Raw genomic sequence first — 23,612 nt, 5'->3', positions numbered from 1 at the left:
GGTGCTCCTGTTTATCGATTGTTTTTTAATCTTTTATCGGATGATGATGTATGCCGGATATTCGACGTAGTCTGTTACAACAATGGGTAGCTTCCACGCTTAATGAAGCGGAGCTAGAGTTGGAGCCAGTCTCTGGCGATGCCAGTTTTCGCCGCTATTTTCGTTGGCCAGCTCAACCTTCTTTAATTGCTGTTGATGCGCCCATTGAACATGAAAATATTCCTGCATTCGAGCAGACCACTGAGCTGCTAACACAGGCTGGTGTTCAGGTGCCCGTGATCAAAGCCGTGAATAAAGCACAGGGCTTTATGTTGTTATCGGATTTTGGCGATCAACTGCTGTTGCCTCAATTAAACCCAACCTCTGCGGATGCTTTATATTCTGCAGCTATTGATAGCTTGATTCAGATCCAGGCCAATAGTTCCGCTGCCGAAGCTTTATTACCACTCTATGGCGAAGAAAAACTGTGGGATGAAATGGACCTGTTTCGTGACTGGTTGGCGATTCGACATCTTGGCCTGGAGCAAACCATCGAAGATTTTCAGATGTTTGATCGCTGGTTCATTGAACTGAGAGATCGGGCTTATCATCAACCTCGAACCCTGGTTCATCGAGACTACCATTCGCGCAATCTGATGTTGTTGCCAGAGCAACAGATCGGCATTATTGATCATCAAGATGCAGTGTGGGGGCCTTACAGTTACGATATGGTATCGTTGCTGAAAGATTGTTACATCGACTGGCCAAGAGCTAAACAGCTGGAGTGGGTCGATTATTACGCACAACGAGCGAAGAAAAGCGGCATTGTTTTACCTGAGAGAGAGCAACTTATAAAAGACTTTGACTGGATGGGGATGCAGCGGCACTTAAAAGCTGCGGGTATTTTTGCGCGTTTGCTGCACAGAGATAACAAAGATCAATACATTCAAGACATCCCGCGGACACTCGCCTACATTGTCCAAATGTTAGCAATGTATCCTGAATTTAGTGAGATTCGTGAATGGTTTGAACAACGCTTGATGCCATTGTTCAAACAAGCCGATCTTGCTGGGTATGAGCTATCGTGAAGGCGCTGATCCTCGCTGCAGGTTTTGGCAAACGTATGTTGCCTCTAACCGAGCACACACCTAAGCCATTGCTTAAAGTTGGCAAACAGAGCCTGATAGAGCATCATCTTGATGGACTGGCAACAGCGGGTGTAAAAGATGTTGTGATTAATACCGCCCATCTTGCTGAGCAAATAGAACAGACACTCGGCAATGGTCAGCGTTATGGACTTAACATCGAATACTCGCGTGAACCCTATCCCCTTGAGACAGCGGGTGCGATTATTCAGGCATTACCTCTGTTAGGGAGCCAGGAGTTTATTCTGGTTAACGGTGATGTCTTTACGGACTTTGATTTTTCGACTTTGATGTCAAAAAACACTCAATATGCTCATTTAATTGTTGTGCCCAACCCAGAGCAGCACCCAGAAGGTGACTTTGCTCTGCGCGATGGCGTCTTGAATTCTACCGATTTGCCTAAATATACCTATGCTGGTCTTGGTCTTTATCATCCGCAGATGTTTGCCAATTATGAAGCAGGCAGTGTCTTGCCATTGGGGCCCATTCTTAGACAACAGATGTTGCAGCAACACATTTCTGGTCAGCTTTATGAAGGTGTATGGCACGATATAGGTACACCACAGCGACTTGAGCAACTCAATCAACAGATATTACAGGAGACTCACGGTTCATGAACTGGGGGGGAAGAATACTAGGTGGAGTGCTTGGCGCTTTGGTTGCAGGCCCAATTGGTGCATTGATCGGTTTTTACATCGGCTATAAGTTTGATTCTGGCATGAGCCAAAACTTTAATCCGGTGACCGAGTCTGAGCAAGCCCAGATCCAATCCGAATTTTTTAATGCTACCTTTACGCTAATGGGGCGTCTGGCAAAAGCCGACGGTCATGTTAGCGAACAAGAAATTGAAAATGCACGACGTGTGATGGAGCGTCTTGGGCTGAACGATGGGATGAAACAAAGTGCCATTGGTCTGTTTCAGCAAGGGAAAGAAGAGCACTTTGACTGGCGCAAAACCTTGCGTCAATTTGCAGCTGTTACTGCACGCCGTCGTGATATTAAACAGATGTTTCTTGAAATTCAGATCCAGTCTGCTTTTGCCGATGGGCAAATCCATGAAGCCGAAAAACAATTACTCTTGGCCATGGCAACCGAATTAGGTTTTGGCCGTATTTTTGTAGAGCGATTGATCGCACTCGTTCAGGCGCAATTGTATTTTTATCAACAACAGGCGAACTATCAGCATCATCAGGCTGGTGGTTATGCCGTGACCCCACAACACGATCTGGAACAAGCTTACAAGTTACTGGATATTGAACCGAGTGCTAGTGATGCTGAAGTTAAAAAGGCGTATCGTCGTTTAATGTCGCAAAATCATCCTGATAAACTGGTTGCTAAAGGTTTGCCAGAAGAGATGATTAAACTGGCAACCGAAAAAACACAACAGATTCAGTCGGCTTACGATACCATTAACAAGCATCGGAAAGCCTCTTAACATAACTTTAAGCAGTTGGTTCCCGGCGCCCTTAAAACAGTCCGGATGTTAGCACCCATCGTCACAATAAAATAAAAGAGTGGACCTATGAAAAACTTTGTTCTCTGGATGACATTCACAATTGGCAGTATTTTATCGGCGCAGGCCAGTGATCGGTTTTCAGTGATTGGTGGCGTGGGCATGAACGATGCGTTGATTCAGAGCAAAGACATTCGTTCGACAACGGTGCTTGGTCTGGCATTTCAGAAAGACTTAAACAAGCAATGGCGCTTGCCCATATTAGGTAATGGCCACTTTTATTTATCCGGTGAGTATTATCACCTGGAAGGGAGTGATGAAGGTATCGATTATGAATTGAATATCATTGCCTTTAAACCTCTGGCTCGTTTTTATTGGGACGAAGACAAGCAAGGGCCATGGTTTTATGAAGCCGCCTTTGGTCTGTCCTATTTTGATGAAAAAAACTATGAAGGAATTCGCTTATCCACCGACTTGCAGTTTTCTATGCATGGAGGAATTGGATGGCATATTTCGGATAACTCTGAGCTTATTATGCGCTATAACCATTTTTCTAATGGCTATACACGTCGCCCTAATCATGGCTTAGATTTTTTCTCAATCGCTTATACTTTTGGCTTTTAACTGTTTTGATGTACATCGATTAGGTTTAAATAATGACAATGCAAAAAGAAACGCAAATTCAACAGGTCACCACTATGTTGGATATGCAAAATGCAATGAACAGTAAAGTTCATTCGGACTGGTTTGATAAAAACTTTGAGTGGTATCGTGCGATTTGGATCGAGTGCGGCGAAATGCTGGATCATTACGGATGGAAATGGTGGAAGCACCAGCAGCCAGAGCTTGAACAGGTAAAGTTAGAGCTAGTTGATATTTTTCATTTTGGTTTAAGTTGTCGTATTAATGGTCGTGACAGCTTTGAAGTTTTAGCGAGTCAACTGGTGGATGAGATGTCAAACCCATCGATCGGTGAGAACTTTCCGGTAACATTAGAATCACTAGCTGCGTATGCATTGACTGACAAAGCATTCGATGCTCAATCATTTGCAGGATGTATGCAGCAGATTGATATGTCTTTTGAAGAGCTGTTTTGTAGTTACGTAGGAAAGAATACGTTGAACTTTTTCCGTCAGGACCACGGTTATAAAGATGGTTCTTATATTAAGGTTTGGAACGGCAAAGAAGATAATGAGCATTTGGTCGAAGTGCTTAACTCTCTTGATGCCAGCTCAACGACTTTCCGCGATGATGTTTATCAGGGTCTTAAGAGCCGTTATCCTGAATAGCGTTAACCGAGGGGCATCATGAAAAGAACAACCAAAATTATCTTGAGCGTTATTCTTGTTCTGTTTGTGGCTGTGATCATTGCCATTTATTCTTGGTGGCAACAGAGCAAAGAAGAACTCGATCGACAAACTCAAAAGAGTTTTGAAACGGTTCAACGTCTTAGTAAGAACGGTAATAGCCACGATTGCATCAGCGCTTTTAAAGACAATTTAAACGAATGCTCGTCTTTGATTTGTCAGGCGACACAGCGGGTTTTTATCAGCCAGTGTCTTGATGCGGTTACTCTGGCTGATGGCTTTTGTGATGATGTGCCTCAGGATGGAATATTGGAGTCTGTTCAGTGGGCTTCAACACAGTGCAGTGAGATGGGGGATTTGGCTCAGGCTTGTGCACAGGTTTTGGTGGAAGTGCCTCGGTATTGTGAACGACTATCAGAACCTAAGAGTTAAAAACAAAAAAGCCGCTGTAAAGCGGCTTTTTTTATTGGTTGCTTTTAATGGTTAATTAGCCAGCTTAATTTGTGCAGAGGTACCACTGAGTTCTTCTGACATTTGAGCAAGAGAGTCCGCCATCTGGTTAAAGTCTCTGACGTTTGAGTGAATAACTGACATATCATTAGAAATTTCATTCACACTGCGACTGAGTTCTTCTGCTACCGTGGTTTGTTCTTCTGCTGCGGTGGCTATCTGAGTATTCATGGTGTGAATATGATTTACCGAGTTGGTAATTTCAGTCAGTGACTGGCCTGCGGTATTGGCTTGTTCAACACAGGAGGCGGTAGATTCTGAGCCTCGCTCCATTGCGGTCACAGCATTTTTTGCGCCGTTCTGAATGTTCTCTATGATCTGCTGAATTTCCGCGGTCGATTCTTGCGTGCGTTGGGCCAGACTTCTTACTTCGTCTGCAACCACTGCGAACCCGCGGCCTTGTTCACCGGCTCGCGCTGCCTCTATCGCTGCGTTTAACGCAAGCAAATTAGTTTGTTCTGCGATACCACGTATTACATCAAGTACTGTTCCAACGCCGCTGGTATCTTCTTCCAGTTTGCGAATGACCTCTGATGCCGATTGCACTTCGGTAGAGAGTTTGCTGATGGTATCGATGGTACTGTGCATCATTTGCAAACCATTTTGAGCTGCGCCATCGGCACTGGAGGCTGCGTCTGCTGCGCCAGCAGCATTTTGCGCGACTTCCTGAACGGTGGAGGTCATTTCTGTTACTGCGGTAGCGGTAAGCTGCAAATGTTCGTTACTGGTTTGGGTTCCTTGAGACACTTCACTGGATGAGCGATTAATACTGTCAGCACTTTGGTTCAGAGAAGCGGTTGTTTGCTGAATCTGGCGCATTAAGCCGCTGTAGAATTGAGAGGCTCGATTGAGCGCATTGATAATGGCACCTATTTCGTCCTGCTTGTTGTAGTTGAGCGTTTTACTTAAATCACCATTACTGAAATCTTCAATATGTTCCAGCAAACGGTCAATGGGGTGATGAAATTGTGTGAGTAACACCCAGTAAAGAGCGGCAGAAAGAATCAATAGAGAAATCAGGATTGCTGGAAACGATAGAGATACGGAACCACTGGCATCTTCGACCGCTTCTACTGAATGAGCAGCCACAGCATCTGCTATCAATTTGGCGGCTTTTTCTAACGTCTTGGTCGGTTCTCTATCAATACCGCGAACTGCTGTATCGCCAACCTTGGAGTCATAGTTACTGTTTAGATACTGTTGGTAACCTTCTTCGTATTTCTGGATCATGGGGCGATAGCCTGAGAGGAATTTTCGTAGCTCAGAAGCTGCCGGATGGCCTCCCAGTTCGTTTGCCAGAGAGTTCACGCGTTTCTCTATATCACCAGACTTCTTTTGAAATCGTCCCCAATACTTGGTGCGATCTTTTTCTTTGTGGCCTCGGAGCAGGACGTTTTTCCATTCTTGTACCTGGACCTTAAAGTCGACTACGAGTTTTTTTACTTTTTGTTCTTGCACTGTTTCGATATTTAGCAGTGTTTCAAACTCAGAGATATTTTTGTTTAACTGCAAAATGGTTAGCAGTGATATGATCGTCAGGAGAATCAAAGCTCCTATGACTAAAATGAGAATTTTATTTTTCAGTGATAAACCCATTGCGCTACCTACTTGCTCGTTATTATTAAACAGTATCGGCAAACCTAATACTCAGTTTAGAAGGAGTTATTAGAACTTACTAAAAAATAATGGATAAAAATTAGCCGCTTAACTGAAATGTTTATGTATCTCATTAATAAATAAGTTGAATTTTAGCGAAATAAAAATAGGAAGATCGATGCGATGACAGAGAGTGAAAGCTTGATAAAAGAAATTGCTCAATCCATAAAAAATGCTTCTCGTTGCGTCATGTTATCGGGTGCAGGCCTCTCTGCAGAAAGTGGTATTGCTACTTTTCGTCAGAGTGAAGACAGTTTATGGAGTCAGTTTAAGCCAGAAGAATTAGCCAGCCCTGAGGGCTTTTTGCGTCAGCCAGAGGTGGTTTGGGATTGGTATCAATGGCGTCGGCAACAGGTTGAAGAAGCCCAACCTAATGCGGCGCATCATGCCATCGCCTGGTTGCAGCAACGCTATCCAGTGACTCTTGTGACGCAAAACGTGGATGGCTTGCTACAACGAGCTGGCTGTGAGTCAGTGTTGGAAATGCACGGAAATATCATGAAAAACACCTGTTTTTCTGACAATTGTAGCTATGTTGCCGATGTGGTCGATACGCACGCCAAGCTGACTCGGTGCCCTCAATGTGATGAGGGATACCTAAGGCCGGGTGTCGTTTGGTTTGGCGAAGCGCTCAATTACAAATTGCTCCAGCAGATAGAAACGGCCTGCCTCGATTGCGATCTGTTCTTTTCTATTGGTACTTCAAGCCAGGTGTATCCGGCTGCTGGGTTAGCTCAGATAGCCATGTCACGGGGTGCTCGTTGTATTGAAATTAATCCCGAGATGACACCGTTAAGTGCTCAGGCCGATGGGGCTTTGGCGATGGCTGCTACCGCTGCGTTTGAGGCAATAAAAGCAGCCCTTGAGTAACGCCTTAATCGGCGATCGAAGTGGGCGCATGGCTTTTGGCAAAGTGATCTTTAAGGTAATCAATTAGCAACCTGAGCTTTTTGGCCTCGGCTGTGCCAGGTGGAAAAACAGCATAGATACTGATGTCTTTGAACTGATAGTCGTCAAGTAAGGATTCCAGCGTTCCTGCTTGTAGTTTGGGCTTTGCATCATAGGTGGGGATGCGGCCAATACCATGACCTCCTTCAATAAACGCGGTACGAGCTGCGGCGTTATTGGTTTGAATCCCTCCCTGCATCTTGATGCTGTATGAACGTTTGCCCTTCGAAAACTCCAGAGTTGGGCCCGTTAGTTTATAGATGACCCAGTCGTGTTGCTCGAGCTCTTCTGGTTTGGTGGGACGCCCTCGCTGCCGTAAGTAGTCTGGAGCGCCACAGAGACAGGTAGGTAGTGTGGCTAACTTGGAGGCTTGCAGTCCTGAGTCAGCCAGCGGAGCGCCCCGTATGGCCAGGTCAATGCCATCTTTAAGGATGTTGACCACTTCGTCGGTTAATTGAACGTCCAACTGGATTTTGGGATAAAGATGTCGAAATTCATTTAACGCAGGCACGATAAGTTGCAGTCCGACGTTCACTGGACAGGTCAGTTTGATCAAACCTTCGGGCTCATTTTTGAAGTTTTCCATTTGTTGGTTAGCCATCGAAGCCTGTTCGGCGATGACTCGACAGTGCTGATAATATTGCTGTCCTGCTTCAGTAAGGGCAATTGATCGGGTTGAGCGATTCAGTAATTTAACACCAAGCTGCTGTTCAAGTTTTTTAATGTGATAACTCACGACAGCGCGAGTTAAGCCTATGTGTTTGGCTGCTGCACTGAGGTTGCCTTGCTCAATCACCTGAGCAAAAACCACCATACTTTTGAGTTGTTCAAACGAGACATCCATGGTTATGACTCTGTAAGGTAAGTGCTTACCATTAAACTGTATCAATTATTAAAGCAAATGCGGTTACTTAAGTACAATTGTTATAGTTAATATTCTTAAAACGGCATTTAAAGCCACGCTGGCGAAATATTTGCGGGTTTTTTTGCTTTATAATGCGCCTACATTGATAGGTTGACAGGTGTTTTTGTGCCTTACCGGAATTTTGTACAAGCGAATTATCGATTCTTGCTGTTCGGATTTGCCATGGTCTTTGCGGGTAACTATGGACAGACGTTCTTCATTTCTATTTTTACTGCCGAATGGCGGCAGGCTTTTCAACTGAGTCATACAGAACTAAGCGCTTACTACTCTTTTGCTACCTTGGCCAGTGGCTTCTTGATTATGTTTGTCGGTGGTCGCATTGATACCACCGAGCTTAAAACTTTCAGTCTCTGGGTGCTGGTTGGGACCACGGTTGCCTGCGTCTTGCTGGCGACAGCAGGATCGGTGGTAGCTCTGGTTCTGGGATTCTTTTTAATTCGGTTTTGCGGGCAGGGGCTATCTTGTCATGCGGCTTATACGTCGATGGCTCGATACTTTGATGCCAATCGAGGCAAAGCGATCAGCATTGCAGCTTTAGCAATGCCTGTTGGGGAGTTCGTTCTGCCTATCGCTGGCGCTATTGCCATCACTGAAATAGGGTGGCGTTGGAGTTGGGGGCTCCTTGCGATTTCTATTCCTTTGGTTTTCTTGCCGTTGGTGCTGTGGAGTCTAAGGGATGCGCGTATCCATTCTCCTCAGAGTCAAACCAGCAGTCAGGACTCTGAGTCAAAGCAACAGCGGCAGTGGCAGCGTAGCGAGGTTATTCGGGACATTCGCTTCTGGATCGCAATACCTGCCATCTTGGCTCCTCCCTTTTTGGTCACCGGGTTGTTCTTCCATCAAACACATTGGGCTCAGGAACAGGGGTGGGCGTTAAGCTCTCTGGCTTCCAGTTTAATGGTGTACGCCGTCACTCATGCTATTAGTTCATTTATATCGGGGCCCATCGTCGATAGACTCGGGGTGGCAAAAATGTTGCGCCTGTATTTATTGCCGATGACGTTATCAATGGCGGTTTTGGCTGCTTCTAATGAATTTACGGCTTGGGTCCTGTTTATGGCTCTGGCAGGGTTAAGTGTTGGGGCCAGTGGGCCGGTTGTAGGATCTTTGTGGCCAAAAATATACGGCACAGAACACTTAGGCAGTATTCGGTCTCTGGTGACTGCTTTGATGATTTTTTCTACTGCGATTGCGCCGATTCTGTTGGGGATCTTTATTGATGCCCATTATCCAATGGCATCCATCATGGGGTTGCTATTGCTTTACTCTATCGGTACGTTACTCGTCTGTCAGTGGGTATATCAACCAGTACTTAAAACAAACACATCATCCATTTAAACCCTTTTTAATTTTGCCGCGTCAAATGAACAAATGCAGCAAAAACAGCAAAGGATAACGAAAGTGACAAACAAAACTTCAATATTAATTTCTAATCTACGCCGCCTGATTTTAGCTTCTGTAGCACTCTTGAGCCTGCAAGTTATGGCTGGGGGAGAGGTGATCAAAAAGAGCTTTGACGTAAACGCCGGTGAAGAGTTGAGAGTGGCAACGGATGTTGGCTCCATCGAAATCGAAACTCACAGTCGCTCGACAGTGAAAGTTCATGTGGAAATCGAGGGATTTGATAGCGACGACTTCTCTGTTGATATGGATTACAACAGTGGGGTGATGAAAATCGATGGTAAGCGTAATAGTCGCGGTTGGTCTCGTGGCGGTAAGCGTAAAGTACACTTTTTTGTCACTATTCCAGAGCGGTTTAATGTGGATTTGAGCACTCGAGGTGGCTCTATCCGGGTTCAGGATCTAGAAGGAGAAGTACAAGCGGATACCTCCGGCGGCAGTCTTAAATTTGGTAATATCAAAGGCGATATTAACGGACGTACTTCCGGTGGCAGCATTAGTGTTGGCGATGTAGAAGGGAATGTAAAAGTAAAAACCTCTGGCGGCTCACTGCGTATTGGCCGTATCGATGGAAACATTCGTGGTCGTACTTCTGGTGGTAGCATCAGCCTCGACGGTGTTGCTGGTAAAGCCGATGTGGCAACCTCCGGTGGAAGCATTCGCATCGACAGTGTTGGGCGTAGTATCTCGGCAAAAACCTCGGGCGGCAGCATTAAAGCGGTATTCGAAAAACAGCCTGACGGTGACAGTGAGTTATCAACCAGTGGTGGCAGTATTACAGTGACCTTGCCAGATGATGCGGCACTGGACATTGATGCTCGTGGTTCCAAAGTGGTTTCGGACTTTTCTATCGGTGGTGTTAAAAAAGCGAAGAGAAAACTAAAAGGCAGCATCAATGGTGGCGGACCAGAGCTTGAGCTGCATACCAGCGCTGGTAGTGTTTATATCAAGCGAGATTAAAACACTCAGCTAATCGAAAAAGAGAGCTTCGGCTCTCTTTTTTTGGTCTGGCGTTTTTTAACGAGAATCATTCTGCTGATTTTTGCGATGGCTTTGTGGGTGTGAAAGTGGCGAAATTAAAGCGGTAATCTAAGCTTTATTACTACCGTGAGTTGATGAGCATGTGGCATGGACTTTAAAAATTATCTCAAGATTCTTGCTGGAAAAGACGGATCCGATCTCTATTTCAGTACAGGGGCGCCGCCCTGTGCAAAGTTTCAAGGGGCATTAAAGCCTCTGGCCAAAGAGCCATTGACAACTGAGGTCATCAAGCAAACCGCTTATTCGATCATGACGCCCGAGCAACAGGAAGATTTTGAAAAGTTGCTGGAGATGAATTTAGCCATATCAGAAAAAGGCATAGGTCGATTTCGCGTTAACATTTTTAAGCAGCGTAATGATATTGCAATGGTCATTCGCAACATAAAAACCGATATCCCTAATTACAAGTCATTAGGTTTGCCGCCTATTTTGACCAAGGTGATTATGGAAAAGCGTGGGCTCATTCTGTTTGTGGGAGGGACTGGCTCGGGTAAATCGACCTCTTTGGCTGCGCTGATTGATTACCGTAATAGTAATTCTCCGGACGGTGGGCATATTATTACCATCGAAGATCCTGTTGAATTTGTGCATCGACATAAACGCTGCATTGTTAATCAGCGCGAGGTTGGGGTTGATACGCTGAGTTTCCATGAAGCACTAAAAAACACATTGCGTCAGGCTCCTGACGTTATTTTAATCGGAGAAATTCGCGATAGAGAAACGATGGAACATGCTCTGGCCTTTGCTGAAACAGGACATCTGGCGATCTCTACTTTACATGCCAATAATGCCAATCAGGCGCTCGACCGTATTATCAACTTCTTTCCAGAAGAGCGACATAAGCAATTGTTTAACGATCTGTCTCTGAACATTCGTGCATTCGTTTCTCAGCGTTTGATTCCAACCGTCGATGGTAAACGATGTGCCGCCATCGAGATCTTGCTTGGCACGGCGACGGTTCAGGATATGATTAAACGCGAAGCCATTGCTGAAATAAAAGAAGTTATGGAGAAATCGGTCAATCTCGGCATGCAGACTTTTGACCGAGCATTGTTTCAGTTGTGGAGCGATGGCAAAATTACGATGGATGAAGCGTTGAAAAACGCCGATTCTCCTAATAATTTACGCTTAATGATCAAGCTGGCTGATAGCAACAACAATACCACTACAAGCGAGCCTGAGAAGAAGCCATCGGAGCCAGCCGCGACCAATACCGAGAAAAAACCAAAAGCCGTGGCCCAACCCGCAGCCCCTGCTGAACCGCAGGCAAGTTCTGCTCTGACACTGGAGTTAGAGGCTCTTCCTGATGAAGAGGCCGATGATGTTGGTGGAGAATGGTCTGGTAAGGCGGAGTTTCAGATTGATGACTTAGATGACGATGACTAAGTTATTTCCAATCATTGGCGAGGGCCAGAGAATATTGTTTTGTTTGCCACATGAGATGAATTGTATTAAAACGTCTATTTTTGAGTTGTAGAATTAGCGCTAGATGAAACCTTTCTGTGGTTCGTGGTTAAAGGTAAAGCAGCTTCTAATATGGGCTGGGCTTCTGTTTGGCTGTTTTGTGCTGTTGCATGTGCCACCCTTGGCATCGTCAGGGCTAATCGAATACATTCGTGTTAACAAAAGCGATTTGCATGTTTCACAGCAACAAATTGAAGCTTTTCGGAGACAATTAACAGACGAAGAGAAGTTTTGGTTAGAACAACATTCTGAGGTTATCCTGGGCACTGATGCTAATTGGGAGCCGATAGAGTTTATTGATAAGAATGGCGACTTTCAGGGATTTAGTTCAGATATGGTGTACCTGGTGCATCGACTTACGGGATTGGATTTTAAGCTCAAATCACCCACTCATTGGCATCAGGTTATCGAGGATTTTAAACAAGGAAAAGTTGATGTTATTCCTTTGGTGATTAAGACGCCAGAAAGAGAAGATTATATTCGATTCACCGATCCTTATTATTCGTTTCCCTGGGCCATCGTAACTTCTGTACTTTCTTCTGAAGCCATTCGTATTGATGATTTAAACGGAAAAAAAGTGTCTGTGGTTCGCAGCTATGCTGAGCACGATTATCTGGTGCAGCATTATCCAGACATTCAGATCTTGTTAACAGAAAGCAGTGAAGACAGTTTGCAGGCTGTGCTGGATGGCCATGCTCATGCCGCCGTCACTAATTTGGCCATTGCCAACCAACTGTTGCATCAACGGTTTCTCGGTGAGTTAAAAGTGAATGGTATTGTGGATGGCGTGTCGGCTGAGTGGCACATGGGTGTTCGTATGGACTGGCCAGAACTTCACAGCATACTCAACAAAGCGATCGCCAGTATTACTCCCAAACAAAGACGGCGTATGGTCAATACCTGGTTCTCTGTGACCTACAATGAACGCTTGAACTGGGTAGAAATGATTCCCTATGTGGTTCCCTTTATCGTTCTTTTGTCTATTGTCATTATTATCATTCTAAAAGTGAATGCACGACTGGTTACCGATGCTAATGAACGTGCGCAGTATCAAAAAGAGTTGGATAATCAACTAAAGTTTATGACCCAGTTGATGGACGTTTTTCCGAGTCCTGTTTTCGTTAAAGATAGGCAAGGACGATTCATTCGTTGCAATAAAGCTTACGAAAAAGCATTTGGTGTAGAACAACGCAATATCATAGGGAGTTTGGTTGCTCCGCCTTTTTCGGATCTTGAGCACAGTAATTTTGATGACGACGACTTGCAGTCTTACCGACAACACTCAGAGCATCGACTCCAAACGCAGGTTTATTATGCCGATCAAAAGTTACGTCCGGTGCTGTGTCTTAAGCGAGCATTGTTTAACAGCGATGGAGATATTAATGGTATTTTATGCGCCATCATTGATGTTTCTGAGCAAGAGGAAGCGAAACAAGAAGCTGAAGCTGCCGCCGCTGCTAAGTCACAGTTTTTGGCGACAATGAGTCATGAGATCCGCACACCAATGAATGGCGTTCTTGGTATGCTTGAGTTGCTTAACTATAAAGAAAGCAATCAAGATAAGCTCAAAACCATCAATATTATTCGTGAGTCGGCAGAAGACCTGCTAACAATTATTGATGATGTTTTGGATTTTTCTAAAATTGATGCGGGAAAAATGAGCATCAATAATAAGCCCTGTGATATCGCTCTTGTTGTGGAGTCTGTGTTGCGAAATTACAGTCAGATGGCTTACGAAAAGTCGCTAAGTCTTTACTTGTACATCGATCCAGCTATTCGCCATAAACTGGTCACAGATCCCGTTCGGTTGCGACAGATTTTGGTCAACCTGTTGAGTAACGCTATTAAGTTTACGGATAAGGGAAGTATCGCGGTGAATGTGGATGTGATAGAAGAAACAGCAACGCAGCAATCCATCCTGATCAGCATAAAGGATTCTGGATGTGGTATTTCTCATGAAAAGCAAAAGAAGTTATTTACTGCATTTTTTCAGGCCGACTCTTCGATATCAAGACAAGTGGGGGGAACGGGCCTTGGCTTAGCGATATGCAAGCGGTTATCTGACTTGATGGAAGCCAAGCTGGTGCTTAGAAGCTTTCCTGGTCAGGGAACTGAAGTGGTGTTTTCACAAACGATGGACTGTGTAGAAGAAACCTCTTCTGAAGTGGCTAAAGTGAGTGGGACTTTATGGATAGAACAAAGTGATATTTTCTTCAAGCAGAAAAAAGTCGTTTTAGATTATGCCCAGAAACTTGGAGCCTCTATCGAGATGATAGAGCCAAGTGGTGAGTTAGCATGCAGTTTCGATTGGCTGGATTCTTTTGTGCACAAAACCATGCTGTTGTCGGATACTTTTATTCGCGATTCTCTAAGGCTAACACTTGTTGAACTAGAACATTGGGCCATGACCAATCAAACTCATATTATTGTTATTCACAATGATGCCTTTATTACCTCTGAAATTTCGCCCACACATATTCATTTGCTTATGGCATCGCCACTGTATCCGAGCGAGTTAACAGAAACCATCGTTCAGGCTTTTCTGCAGAAACCACCCAATGCGATAAAAGCTCGAAAAATCACTAAACCTGTTGAGCTTGCAGTTGAAAAAGTGGAACAGCAAAGCGAGTTAATTCTTATTGTTGAAGATCATCCTACTAACCGCCTGGTGATTCAACAACAGCTCGGGCTACTGGGGCTTAACTGTCATATTGTTGATAATGGTTACCAAGGATTACAAGCCTGGAAAAGTGGGATTTATTCTCTGATCATTACTGACTGTCACATGCCGGAGCTTGATGGTTATGCTATGGCGACTAAGATTCGAGATCTGGAAGGAGAAGAGCATCATATTCCGATTATTGCGTTGACCGCTAATGTTCTGCCAGGAGAAGAAGAAAAGTGCCGGGCGGCTGGTATGAGCGATTATATGTCGAAGCCTGTCAGCCTTGGAGTGATCGCAGAAAAAATCAATCAATGGTTAGGGCTTGAATTGTCTGTTGATGAAACCAGTGATTTTCCGGTGATGGATGAGCCTCCCAAGCATGACTTTATTCAGTTAAATGGTAATCGCTTGCTCGAGGTTTATAAAGAGAAAGAAAAAGTCTGCGAGTTATTAACGGATTTTATTCACTATAGCCAACAAGACTTGAAAGATCTAAATTCTGCCAGAGAGTCCAAGCAGCTGGATAAAATAAAGCGCATTGCTCATAGAGTAAAAGGGGCTTGTAAAGTCATCATGGCAAAAGATTTATCGTCATTATGTGAGCAGGTTGAACAAGCTTGCGCAAAGCAGCACTGGGAAGCCATCGACTCACTTGCGCAAGATATGACAAATAAATTTAACGCTCTTATTGAAGAGGTCAATGCCTGGAAGTAAAACGTGTTTTATGCTGCCTGTTGAGTGGGCCTCTTTCCCAAAGCATGACAGAGAGTGTAGACCAGACTGTCTCTGTTCAATGTGTAAAAGTGAAAATGTTTTACCCCTTCGTTAACCAAGAACTTAAGTTGCTCAAGTGCTAAACTTAATCCGATAAGTTGGCGAGTAGTTGCGTCATTTTCTAATCCGTCATAGTAGTGTGCCATCCAATGAGGAATAGACACTTTTGTTTGTTCTGCAAATTTTTTCATTTGCTCAAAGTTGTATACCGGAAGAATCCCTGGAACCAACTCTGCGTCAATTCCTCGGGCATTGACTTTATCTCTAAAGTTTAAGAAGACTTCAGGCGAAAAAAAGAATTGGGTAATAGCACGAGTCGCTCCTGCCTCTACTTTCCGCGCAAGGTTATCGATATCGGCCTGTTCGCTTGATGCTTCAGGATGAGTTTCTGGATAAGCTGCCACTGAAATTTCAAAAGGTCGGATGGCTTTCAGTTGTTTCACCAAATCAAGAGCATATCGCGGTGTGGCGTGCTTGTTGTCATTGTCTCCTCGTAGAGCAACAATATGTCGAACGCCATTGTTCCAGTAGTTTAGGACAATTTGTTCAATTTCTTCTGCGCTATGCGAAGTGCAGGTCAGGTGAGCTGCCACCGGAGTGGTTGTATGAGAACGAATAAGCTCAATGGTTTTTTGGGTGTCACTTCGATTGCCATTGAGTGCTCCATAAGTGACAGAAACAAACTCTGGTGAGACCTTACTCAGTCGTTGCACCGAGCGCGTTAAGGTGTCTCTTTGACTCTCACTTTTTGCTGGAAAAAACTCAAAGGAAACCTTGACTTGCTCATGCAGCTGAGACAGTTCCTCATTGAGATGTTGCCATAAATCTCTAGGAAAGGTCATTAATGTTTACCTCCCTGTCGGGTTGCATGGCCAATAACTTGATTTAAATCGGACTGAACTGCTGCTGCGGTCACTTCTTTTCCAGCACCTGGTCCGCGAATAATTAATGGATTTTCTTGATACCATTGGGTAGTGATTTCAAAAATATTATCGCAAGGACTCAACTGCACTAAAGCATCGCTTGAATCTCTGAGCACAAGTCGCGTATAGGCTGTTTGATTGGGAATAAACTTTGCCTCATAGACCAATACCTTGTCTTGTTGTTGTGCCTCTTGCCATTGCTCTTTAAACCAATGATCGATGTCATTTCGCTTTTCGTTAAAGTAGTCTGTTGAACCTAGCAAAAAGTGTTGTGGAACCAATGGCTGAACATCAATATCATTTAAGTCTAAATTAAAGCCTGCGATGCGAGCAGCGATAACCAGTTTTCTTGCGACATCGGTGCCGCTTAGGTCAAGCCGAGGGTCCGGTTCGGTATAACCGAGTTCTTTAGCTTTTTGTAATAGCTCAAAGAAGCTGTTACCTTCATCGAAAGTACTCAATAACCACGACAGCGTTCCAGAGAATACGCCGCGTATTTGCTGTATATTATTGCCGCTATTGGTCAGGTCATTTAGTGCGTAGTTAATTGGCAGACCTGCACCAATCGTTGCATTCTGCTGCCAAAGCACCTGATTGTCAGAAGCTGCTTTTAATAATTTTTTATAGTTATTCTGTGTCGATGATGAACTGATTTTGTTGGCGCAAACAATATGATTTTTGTTGTTCAACCAGTGCTCATAAAGATCAGATATGTCTTCATTAGCGGTAGCATCAATAACAACCTTATGCTCAAAAGGAGCATTGTTGACCAGGCTTTTTAATTGCTTTGCGTAGTTTTGTTGCTCTTCAAAAGCTTGCCCTTTCTCATCAATTAACGTGATTTTCTTTGAGTTGGCTTGAAACACCAATAAAGCTTTCGATAGTTCAGGCTGCTGTGGTTTTAGTTGCTTAAAAAGATCTTGCCAGGTTGCACCAACGTTACCTGTACCCAGCAAAAAAATAGCGATGTGTGAGCAGTATTTACTCCAAGCTTGATAACTATGAGTTGCTAACTTATCGATGCTTGGAGAGTCTATGATAGCGACATGGGCATGTGCTGTTGAGTAAAGCTTGTAGGTGTATTCTGTTTGCTTAAGGTGCTCACTAAAGAAATGTCGATGGTATGGCTTGTTATTGATGTCTTCTGAAATAATCGACAAAGAAGCGCAAGTTTTTATATTTTCTATGGTTTGTGAACGAAAGGTTAAGTAGTCTTTCCAGAAGTCTTCGTCTTCTTTGGCAATAAATAATTCTAGCTGTGTATGATTAGCACCATCTCTGAAGATTTGAAAGTATTTGCAGCCATGAAGGTTCGAGTAGTCTTGACAGTGTTTAATAAAGCGTTGGGCTTCAAGGTCGTTACTCAGTTGAAGAGTGTAGTTGATTAACTCATTTTTGTGAGTAATGATGGCTTCGTTTGACGTTGACTCAAGATTAACCACTTTTGTGCCTGATTGTTCTGGCACAAATGTAGAGCGAACACAGAGTTGGCTATTTGCATCTTGCAAAGGATCGAGCGTTTTCTTATGAAGAACGGGAGAGCCTTGCCTGGCCAGCTCGCTGGCTAAAACCTGGGGCAACTGATTAATTGTGTTGGCTTCATTGTATAGATTGGGATCAAATTGGTAGATGCCTGCCACATCTGTCCAGATGGTTACCTGATCGGCATCTAATAGTTGACCTAACAATGTTGCGCTGTAGTCGCTGCCATTTCTGCCCAACAGAACGGTTGCGCCCTCTGCATCGCTAGCAATAAAACCTGTGACAATGGTGAGTCGTTGTTGACGAGCTCGTTTGTTCAGCGCTAGATGATGCAGTGATCTCTCAATGTCAACTTGCGTTGCCTGGCTGTGTGAAAGTACTTTTAAGAACTGCCGCGCATCGAGCCAGCTGGCAGAGAAGTCATCTTGCTCCAGTTGAGCACAAAGTAATCGTGCCGACCAGACCTCACCATAAGCAATAATATCGTTACTTAAGGCAGATTGATATTGCTTGATAATAAGATGTTTTAATCGCTCTATATCTTGATTAAGTTGTTCCAGTAAACTGTCTTTAAAACTTCCGGATAAACAGCCTTCGATCAAAGCAACTTGATGATGCTGTACTTTGCTTAAAATAAGGTGAGCATCTTCTGATGGTTCACAAAGTTGATATAACCAATCGGTTGTTTGTCCAGATGCAGACACAACAACCCAGTCATCGGTTGTTAGCTTTTTTTCTATCAAACGTGCGACTTTTTTGTAACAACGATAGGTTGCCAAAGAGCTGCCGCCAAACTTGTAGACTTGCTGCTTGTGATTGCTATCGTTAGCAGCAAGATAATCTTTACTATTAAATGCCAGAGAACTCATTGTTAGCTTACCTTACGTTGATATTGACACTGTTGAGCATATAAAAATGCCTGTTTGAGATCGTCAATCAGATCTTTGCTGTCTTCGATACCTACAGACAAGCGCAGCAGATTTGGTTTTATTCCTGCTGTGATCTGTGCTGCTTTATCCATAGCAGCATGAGTCATGGTGGCTGGATGGCATATTAATGATTCAACACCGCCCAGTGATTCGGCAAGAGAGAAGTGTTTTAACGCTGATAAAAATGCTTTTATTTCTTCTTCATCACCTTTGAGTTCAAAGCTCAGCATGATGCCAAAGCCACTTTGTTGTTTGCTGGCGATGGCATGACCTTCGTGAGAAGACAAAGATGGATGATAAATATTGTCGACTTGTGGGTGATGACTTAAAAAGTCGATGATGGTTTCGGTATTGGCTTCGTGTTGTTGCAGGCGCACGCCTAGCGTTCGTAAGCCACGTAGTGTCAGTAAACTATCGAAAGGACTGGCAGTAATCCCTAAACAATTTGCCCACCAGCAAAGTTGTTCATGCAGCTCTTCTGTTTTGGCAATCGCTGCACCACCAACAACATCGCTGTGACCATTGATGTATTTAGTTGTTGAATGAACCACGATATCAGCACCCAACTCAAAAGGCTTCTGGTAAATAGGCGTTAGGAAAGTATTATCGACAGCGACCAGACAATCATGTTGCTTTGCTAACTCAGATAATCGTTGGATATCAACAACCCGTAACAGTGGGTTACTGGGTGTTTCGACCCACAGCAGTTTAGCTCCTTTTGACAAAGCTGATTGAATAGCGATGGGATCATTTTGATCAACAAATCGAATATCAAAATGTCCTTTGTCAGAAAGATTCTTAAATAGACGGTAAGTACCTCCATAGCAATCATGAGGAGCTATCAGAGTGTCGCCAGCCTTAAGTAGGTGGGTTACTAACAAAATAGCTGACATGCCTGTTGAGGTAATGACACCACCTGCGCCACCTTCTAATTCGGCGAGTGCATCAGCCAAAAGGTCACGTGTAGGGTTTCCTGAGCGTGTATAGTCATATTGTCGTGGTTGAGCAAAACCTTCGAAAGTGTAGTTGCTCGAAAGGTAGAGTGGCGGCGTTACGGCTCCAAATGCTTTGTCTGCTTCAATACCGGCTTTGACTGCGGTGGTTGTTAGTTGAGTCATTGCGATTATCCTCGTAGAAATCTTTTCAAAATCCATCCGACCTGTTCGTTCTCTTTTAAAAATGCGTCGTGCCCGTAGAGTGAGTCGATGGTTATTAATGCTGTATGTGCGTGTTGGGCGAGTTCGGCGATCTGGGCTATGGGTATAAGCTGATCGCTATTGACGCCGACACAGGTAATAGGTGTTTTAAGGTCGCCTAGCGGAGTCTGATGGAGATCAATTGACTCTGATAAGCGACAGAAAGCATTCGCATCAAAATGTTTTGCAAAGTTCTGTCCTCGCGCCGATAAATAATGAAGAGCAGGTGTTTGGAAACCCGCCTGGTCAATAAAGGATGGATGAGAGAATCGCTGCACAAACTCTTCTCGTGAGCGATAGGTAATCATGGCCAGTGAGCGTGCTAAAGCGAGCCCTTCTGCAGCCTGTTGGTTATCTAGCCCCAACTTAACAATGGAGCGCTGAATATGACGCAAACTGGTGCTTTGTGGACAGTTTGTGTGAGCGGCACTGATGATTAATGCCTTATTGACTCGTTGGGGATAACGATGGGCAAGTGAGAGCGCCACCATGCCGCCATAAGAACTGCCGATGACGGCTGCTAGAGTTTCTATCTTTAGGTGAGTAAGAAGCTCATCAATGGCTTTGGCCTGGTCCAGTGTACTTATTGCTGAATGGTCGGGTCTTTGCGATGACACTGGTGCTGATGATTGACCATTACCGCCCAAATAATCGATGCCCAGAACACAGTATTGAGTTGAATCAATGGTTTGTTGGGGGCCTATGTGTTGAGACCACCAGCCAGAGGCAAATTCGTTGGTGCAATGCGCCACATCGCGACCTGACGATATGCCACCTAAAACCAGTAAGCAGGGTTTTGAAGCTTCTCCATAAAGCGTATAGGCCAGTTCGCCATGACGGATGGCTCCACCGTGGAACAGTGAGAATGACTCCGAAAGCTTTATGGCTTTTCGGTTGATCTCTGTGTGGGCGTCATGGGCAACTGAGTTTGTGAACATGATTCTTAAAATAGTATAGACGTTTAGATGGCTAAATATATTTGCTGGAAGTGTGGATGTCAAGATGTTTAGATGTCTAAATGTTTCGGTGTCTGGCTGGCTGATTTGACAGATGAGTTCAGCAAGGTAAGATCGCTGCGTCTAAAGTTAGTCGAGGTATACAATGACAGGTGTTAAGCAAGAGAGGATCTGCCCATACGCTGAACATGGCAAGAAGAGCCAGGATGTAAAAAAGATAACCGTATCTATTCCTTTAAAAGTGCTTAAGATTTTGACCGATGAGCGTACTCGTCGCCAGGTGAATAACCTTCGTCATGCCACCAACAGCGAATTATTGTGTGAAGCTTTTTTGCACGCATATACGGGACAGCCTTTGCCTACAGATAAAGACTTAGATAAAGATCTGCCCGAAAGAGAGTTTTGGTCAGATGAGGATGAGTCATCAGAAAGCTAGCCTCGGCTGGCTTTCCTGAAATTTTTTGATGCGAGAAGCTGTGTGCTGAAAGGGATACAACAGCGTGTATGAATTAAGGAAGAAGTGTCACAATCTTGACGCCAAATTTTAAGAGGCCATTTGTAACCATTTGAATAATAAGGATATGTTATATTGGTAACTCTCTTAATTTATTCAAATCTTGTTTTTATTTACTGGTTTTTCGATTTCTATCAATATTCGTTAAAAAATATTTCTTTTTGTTGATATCTGAGGCCTGTCCAGGCGGTTTTTAAAATAAATATTTATAAGAAATGGGCCGTGGTTATTAGTCTTAGAGGCGAATTTCTATTAGAGTCAGGGAGTTAGCTTAAAAAATGCTGAAAATGAGTTATTAGTGGTAGGTTTTATAAAAAGAATAAATTGTGTAATAGTTGGTCTTGACACAAAAAATGTTCTAATACTTAAGAGAGCCAACTGATTAAGGATTGTTATGGTGGGGAATAGTCTGTATCAAAGTGAGCGTAAGATGTATAACATCTTTTACCGCTCTAACAAGGTGTTCTGCAAGAACAATGAATGGTTCTTCGAGGACGATGAAGGTGAGCCCTTTGGCCCTTTTGACTCGAAAGATAAGACGCTAAAAGCGATTCGAATCTATCAGGATGTCAAAAGTAATGGGGTCCAGCTAAACGTCGATAAGATCCGAAAAATTATGTAGTCACCCACCCTTTTGTTGGTGGGATTGATCTTATTGTTCGAGATAAGATTTCATTTTTGCGCGTGTTTCGTCTCGCATCTCATTTAACAACGCCATCTGTTGTTGGCTAAGAATTTCTTCTAATTCTTCATCGATTTACCCAGAGATATTTTTTGCCAAAGACTGAGATCAGGCTTAGTGCCTAATCCTATGCCATATTCTTTAAAAACCTGTTGGCGCTGCTTTTGAGCTTTTTTAAAAACAGGAAAAGCTTTTTGTTTTTGTTGTTCGCTAAGCTGCAGGCGCTGCTCTATTTGTTGGAGTGTGTTTGCCAGTGGCATTGAGTTTGAACGTTCAGAAGTCGTTTCTGCATTCGCTTGGCTAGCAAAGCACATTATTAGTGTTAGTAAACTGACCGTGATTGATTTCATTAAAGGTTCCATCAGTGAGGGGATTATCAGTTAGAACGGATGCTTAACAGATAGGTTGACCTAGGAGCAAAATCCTTTGTATTAAGGCTTACGAGTTAATGGTGACAACGCCCGTGTTGGAGTCGTAGGAAAAAAACAAGCTATTGTTTTTATTCAATAAATATCGGCATCGATTTGAGCCCAGGTATTGAGCCCGATAATCGGTCGCCGTTCCGCTGCTAATACTGTATGAGTTCTGGCCCAGTATGGTATTCCATAAAGACAGGCAGTCTGCAACGTTATTAGTCGTTGGGTTAAGCTCTGGAGGGCCAAGCCAATGCTGAGAAGGCCAGCCCAGATTATTAAAATCCAGCTTTCCATCATCGGTAGTGCCATAAACCTGCAAGTCTTCTGCTGGACCTTGAGAGCCCGTTACCAATAATTTAGCTCGAGCTAATTTTACGGCTTCGGCATAAGAACCCGCGATCGCTGAGTTCATAGCTGCATCCGCATCATCTTTGATGGCAATAAAACGGGCCGAAAGGGTCAGGCTTAATAAAGCAAGAATTGTGATAACAACAATTAACTCAATCAGGGTGAAGCCGCGATAATTAGAATTCGCCATTCAATCTACAAAGGTGATTAACTTGTTATGAAATTATATACGCAAAGTCAGGGAAGCTACATAGCAAGTATGTTGAGAGGTAGAAAGAGGAGGGCTTAGCGGATTCTTATTTATTTGTCATGGCTGTGTAGCCTTGTATCGACTATGCTCAAGGAACAGATGAGAACATGTTCACAAATAGAGATTATTTCTTGTCGCTAATTATGGTTTTTGACGATTAGTTAAGTTTTTGTTCAGAAGATATCCAGTAATCTGCAATCAGTATTTTATGAATAAGCGCTTAGTTTTGATGAGTCTTGGTCATAATGTTGTAGGAGAAAATGATGTTTGAGTTAAAAAATGGTCGTCTTATTGCCTCAAGGCAGATCAGCGTAGGAACGGTATTCAATTTAAAAGCAAAGGTATTGCAACAGCTCATTGACTTTGTCGACCCTTATTTGTTCTGGGATTTCGACCAGCTTTCTCCTATGGAGATAATGAGGCGTTTAGGGTTTATCGTTTTTAGTGACAGCCCTAATGTTGCTTGTACAGAAAATGGACATTTTAGGGTGAAAATACCAATTAAATCTGGAGAGGAAATTCGCCTTAGTGCAGTAGCATTTTCTTAAAAAGTAGTCTAAGCTTTTGATAACTATGAAAAATAGTGCGGTTAATATTCGTTGATTCAAGTTTTTTGATGCGATGAAAATCCTTGAAATTTCAAATTGA

The 23,612-nt window shown here is 43.7% G+C and carries 22 protein-coding genes; 14 read left to right on the top strand and 8 right to left on the bottom strand.

Translation table 11 applies throughout. The features are described from left to right. Positions 1-50: 50 nt before the first annotated feature. The 6 genes from NH399_RS09000 (at position 51) to NH399_RS08975 (ending at position 4,316) form a co-directional block, all read left to right on the top strand. Positions 51-1,067, top strand: a complete 1,017-nt coding sequence (locus NH399_RS09000; protein WP_253039137.1) for an aminoglycoside phosphotransferase family protein — start codon at positions 51-53, stop codon at positions 1,065-1,067. Beyond that, positions 1,064-1,741, top strand: a complete 678-nt coding sequence (gene murU / locus NH399_RS08995) for an N-acetylmuramate alpha-1-phosphate uridylyltransferase MurU (RefSeq protein WP_253039135.1) — start codon at positions 1,064-1,066, stop codon at positions 1,739-1,741. Before NH399_RS09000 ends, murU begins: the two co-directional genes overlap by 4 nt. Next, a complete protein-coding gene (djlA, locus tag NH399_RS08990) occupies positions 1,738-2,559 on the top strand; it encodes a co-chaperone DjlA (protein WP_253039133.1) in 822 nt (273 codons plus the stop codon). Before murU ends, djlA begins: the two co-directional genes overlap by 4 nt. An 87-nt stretch (positions 2,560-2,646) precedes the next feature. Continuing rightward, a complete protein-coding gene (locus NH399_RS08985) occupies positions 2,647-3,201 on the top strand; it encodes an acyloxyacyl hydrolase (RefSeq protein WP_253039121.1) in 555 nt (184 codons plus the stop codon). Positions 3,202-3,233: 32 nt separating this feature from the next. Then, a complete protein-coding gene (locus NH399_RS08980; protein ID WP_253039119.1) occupies positions 3,234-3,866 on the top strand; it encodes a dUTP diphosphatase in 633 nt (210 codons plus the stop codon). Positions 3,867-3,884: 18 nt separating this feature from the next. After that, entirely contained in the window at positions 3,885-4,316 is a 432-nt protein-coding gene (locus NH399_RS08975; protein WP_253039117.1) for a hypothetical protein, read from the top strand. 51 nt (positions 4,317-4,367) lie between these two features. Here the strand turns inward: NH399_RS08975 and NH399_RS08970 are convergent, their stop codons facing one another. After that, complete coding sequence (locus NH399_RS08970; RefSeq protein WP_253039115.1) at positions 4,368-5,990, bottom strand: methyl-accepting chemotaxis protein; 1,623 nt, start codon at positions 5,988-5,990, stop codon at positions 4,368-4,370. Between the two features lie 183 nt (positions 5,991-6,173). Here NH399_RS08970 and NH399_RS08965 point away from each other — a divergent pair, with 183 nt between their 5' ends. After that, positions 6,174-6,920, top strand: a complete 747-nt coding sequence (locus tag NH399_RS08965; protein ID WP_253039113.1) for an NAD-dependent deacylase — start codon at positions 6,174-6,176, stop codon at positions 6,918-6,920. A 4-nt stretch (positions 6,921-6,924) separates the two neighbouring features. Here the strand turns inward: NH399_RS08965 and NH399_RS08960 are convergent, their stop codons facing one another. Beyond that, complete coding sequence (locus tag NH399_RS08960; RefSeq protein ID WP_253039111.1) at positions 6,925-7,842, bottom strand: LysR family transcriptional regulator; 918 nt, start codon at positions 7,840-7,842, stop codon at positions 6,925-6,927. Positions 7,843-8,028: 186 nt separating this feature from the next. Between NH399_RS08960 and NH399_RS08955 the strand changes: the two genes are divergently transcribed. The 4 genes from NH399_RS08955 (at position 8,029) to NH399_RS08940 (ending at position 15,208) form a co-directional block, all read left to right on the top strand. Beyond that, positions 8,029-9,261 carry an MFS transporter gene (locus tag NH399_RS08955; RefSeq protein ID WP_253039109.1) on the top strand — a complete coding sequence of 411 codons (1,233 nt, stop codon included), beginning with the start codon at positions 8,029-8,031 and terminating at the stop codon, positions 9,259-9,261. Positions 9,262-9,324: 63 nt separating this feature from the next. Next, a complete protein-coding gene (locus NH399_RS08950) occupies positions 9,325-10,284 on the top strand; it encodes a DUF4097 domain-containing protein (protein WP_253039107.1) in 960 nt (319 codons plus the stop codon). A gap of 168 nt (positions 10,285-10,452) precedes the next feature. Then, positions 10,453-11,751 (top strand): PilT/PilU family type 4a pilus ATPase, encoded by a 1,299-nt coding sequence (locus NH399_RS08945; protein ID WP_253039105.1) that lies wholly within the window; start codon positions 10,453-10,455, stop codon positions 11,749-11,751. A gap of 103 nt (positions 11,752-11,854) precedes the next feature. Beyond that, entirely contained in the window at positions 11,855-15,208 is a 3,354-nt protein-coding gene (locus NH399_RS08940) for an ATP-binding protein (RefSeq protein WP_253039103.1), read from the top strand. An 8-nt stretch (positions 15,209-15,216) separates the two neighbouring features. Here the strand turns inward: NH399_RS08940 and metF are convergent, their stop codons facing one another. Genes metF through NH399_RS08920 form a run of 4 tightly spaced genes read right to left on the bottom strand, consistent with a single transcriptional unit; the run spans position 15,217 to position 20,736 of the window. After that, entirely contained in the window at positions 15,217-16,110 is an 894-nt protein-coding gene (metF, locus tag NH399_RS08935; protein WP_253039101.1) for a methylenetetrahydrofolate reductase, read from the bottom strand. Next, on the bottom strand, positions 16,110-18,542 hold the full coding sequence (metL, locus tag NH399_RS08930; protein ID WP_253039091.1) for a bifunctional aspartate kinase/homoserine dehydrogenase II: 2,433 nt from the start codon (positions 18,540-18,542) through the stop codon (positions 16,110-16,112). Before metL ends, metF begins: the two co-directional genes overlap by 1 nt. A 2-nt stretch (positions 18,543-18,544) precedes the next feature. Further along, the gene (gene metB, locus NH399_RS08925; protein ID WP_253039089.1) at positions 18,545-19,720 is read right to left on the bottom strand and encodes a cystathionine gamma-synthase; all 1,176 of its coding nucleotides are present in this window, start codon (positions 19,718-19,720) and stop codon (positions 18,545-18,547) included. 5 nt (positions 19,721-19,725) lie between these two features. Beyond that, complete coding sequence (locus NH399_RS08920; RefSeq protein WP_253039087.1) at positions 19,726-20,736, bottom strand: homoserine O-succinyltransferase; 1,011 nt, start codon at positions 20,734-20,736, stop codon at positions 19,726-19,728. Between the two features lie 163 nt (positions 20,737-20,899). Here NH399_RS08920 and metJ point away from each other — a divergent pair, with 163 nt between their 5' ends. Together metJ and NH399_RS08910 are read left to right on the top strand one after the other, a co-directional pair. Next, positions 20,900-21,190 (top strand): met regulon transcriptional regulator MetJ, encoded by a 291-nt coding sequence (gene metJ / locus NH399_RS08915; RefSeq protein WP_253039085.1) that lies wholly within the window; start codon positions 20,900-20,902, stop codon positions 21,188-21,190. A 508-nt stretch (positions 21,191-21,698) separates the two neighbouring features. Beyond that, complete coding sequence (locus NH399_RS08910) at positions 21,699-21,890, top strand: DUF6316 family protein (RefSeq protein ID WP_253039083.1); 192 nt, start codon at positions 21,699-21,701, stop codon at positions 21,888-21,890. Between the two features lie 119 nt (positions 21,891-22,009). On the opposite strand, the gene NH399_RS08905 is transcribed toward NH399_RS08910, so the two are convergent. Both NH399_RS08905 and NH399_RS08900 read right to left on the bottom strand, forming a co-directional pair. Continuing rightward, positions 22,010-22,300 (bottom strand): hypothetical protein, encoded by a 291-nt coding sequence (locus NH399_RS08905; RefSeq protein WP_253039081.1) that lies wholly within the window; start codon positions 22,298-22,300, stop codon positions 22,010-22,012. Between the two features lie 88 nt (positions 22,301-22,388). Further along, on the bottom strand, positions 22,389-22,904 hold the full coding sequence (locus NH399_RS08900; protein ID WP_253039080.1) for a type II secretion system protein: 516 nt from the start codon (positions 22,902-22,904) through the stop codon (positions 22,389-22,391). Positions 22,905-23,224: 320 nt separating this feature from the next. On the opposite strand from NH399_RS08900, the gene NH399_RS08895 reads away from it, so the two are divergent. Next, positions 23,225-23,512: a hypothetical protein gene (locus tag NH399_RS08895; RefSeq protein ID WP_253039078.1), complete on the top strand. Its 288-nt coding sequence runs from the start codon at positions 23,225-23,227 to the stop codon at positions 23,510-23,512. Positions 23,513-23,612 lie beyond the last annotated feature (100 nt).

Origin of the sequence: Pleionea sp. CnH1-48 (genome assembly GCF_024124665.1) — a bacterium.
GTDB lineage: Bacteria > Pseudomonadota > Gammaproteobacteria > Enterobacterales > Kangiellaceae > JAMXSB01.
This window is presented reverse-complemented; position numbering and strand designations above follow the sequence as displayed.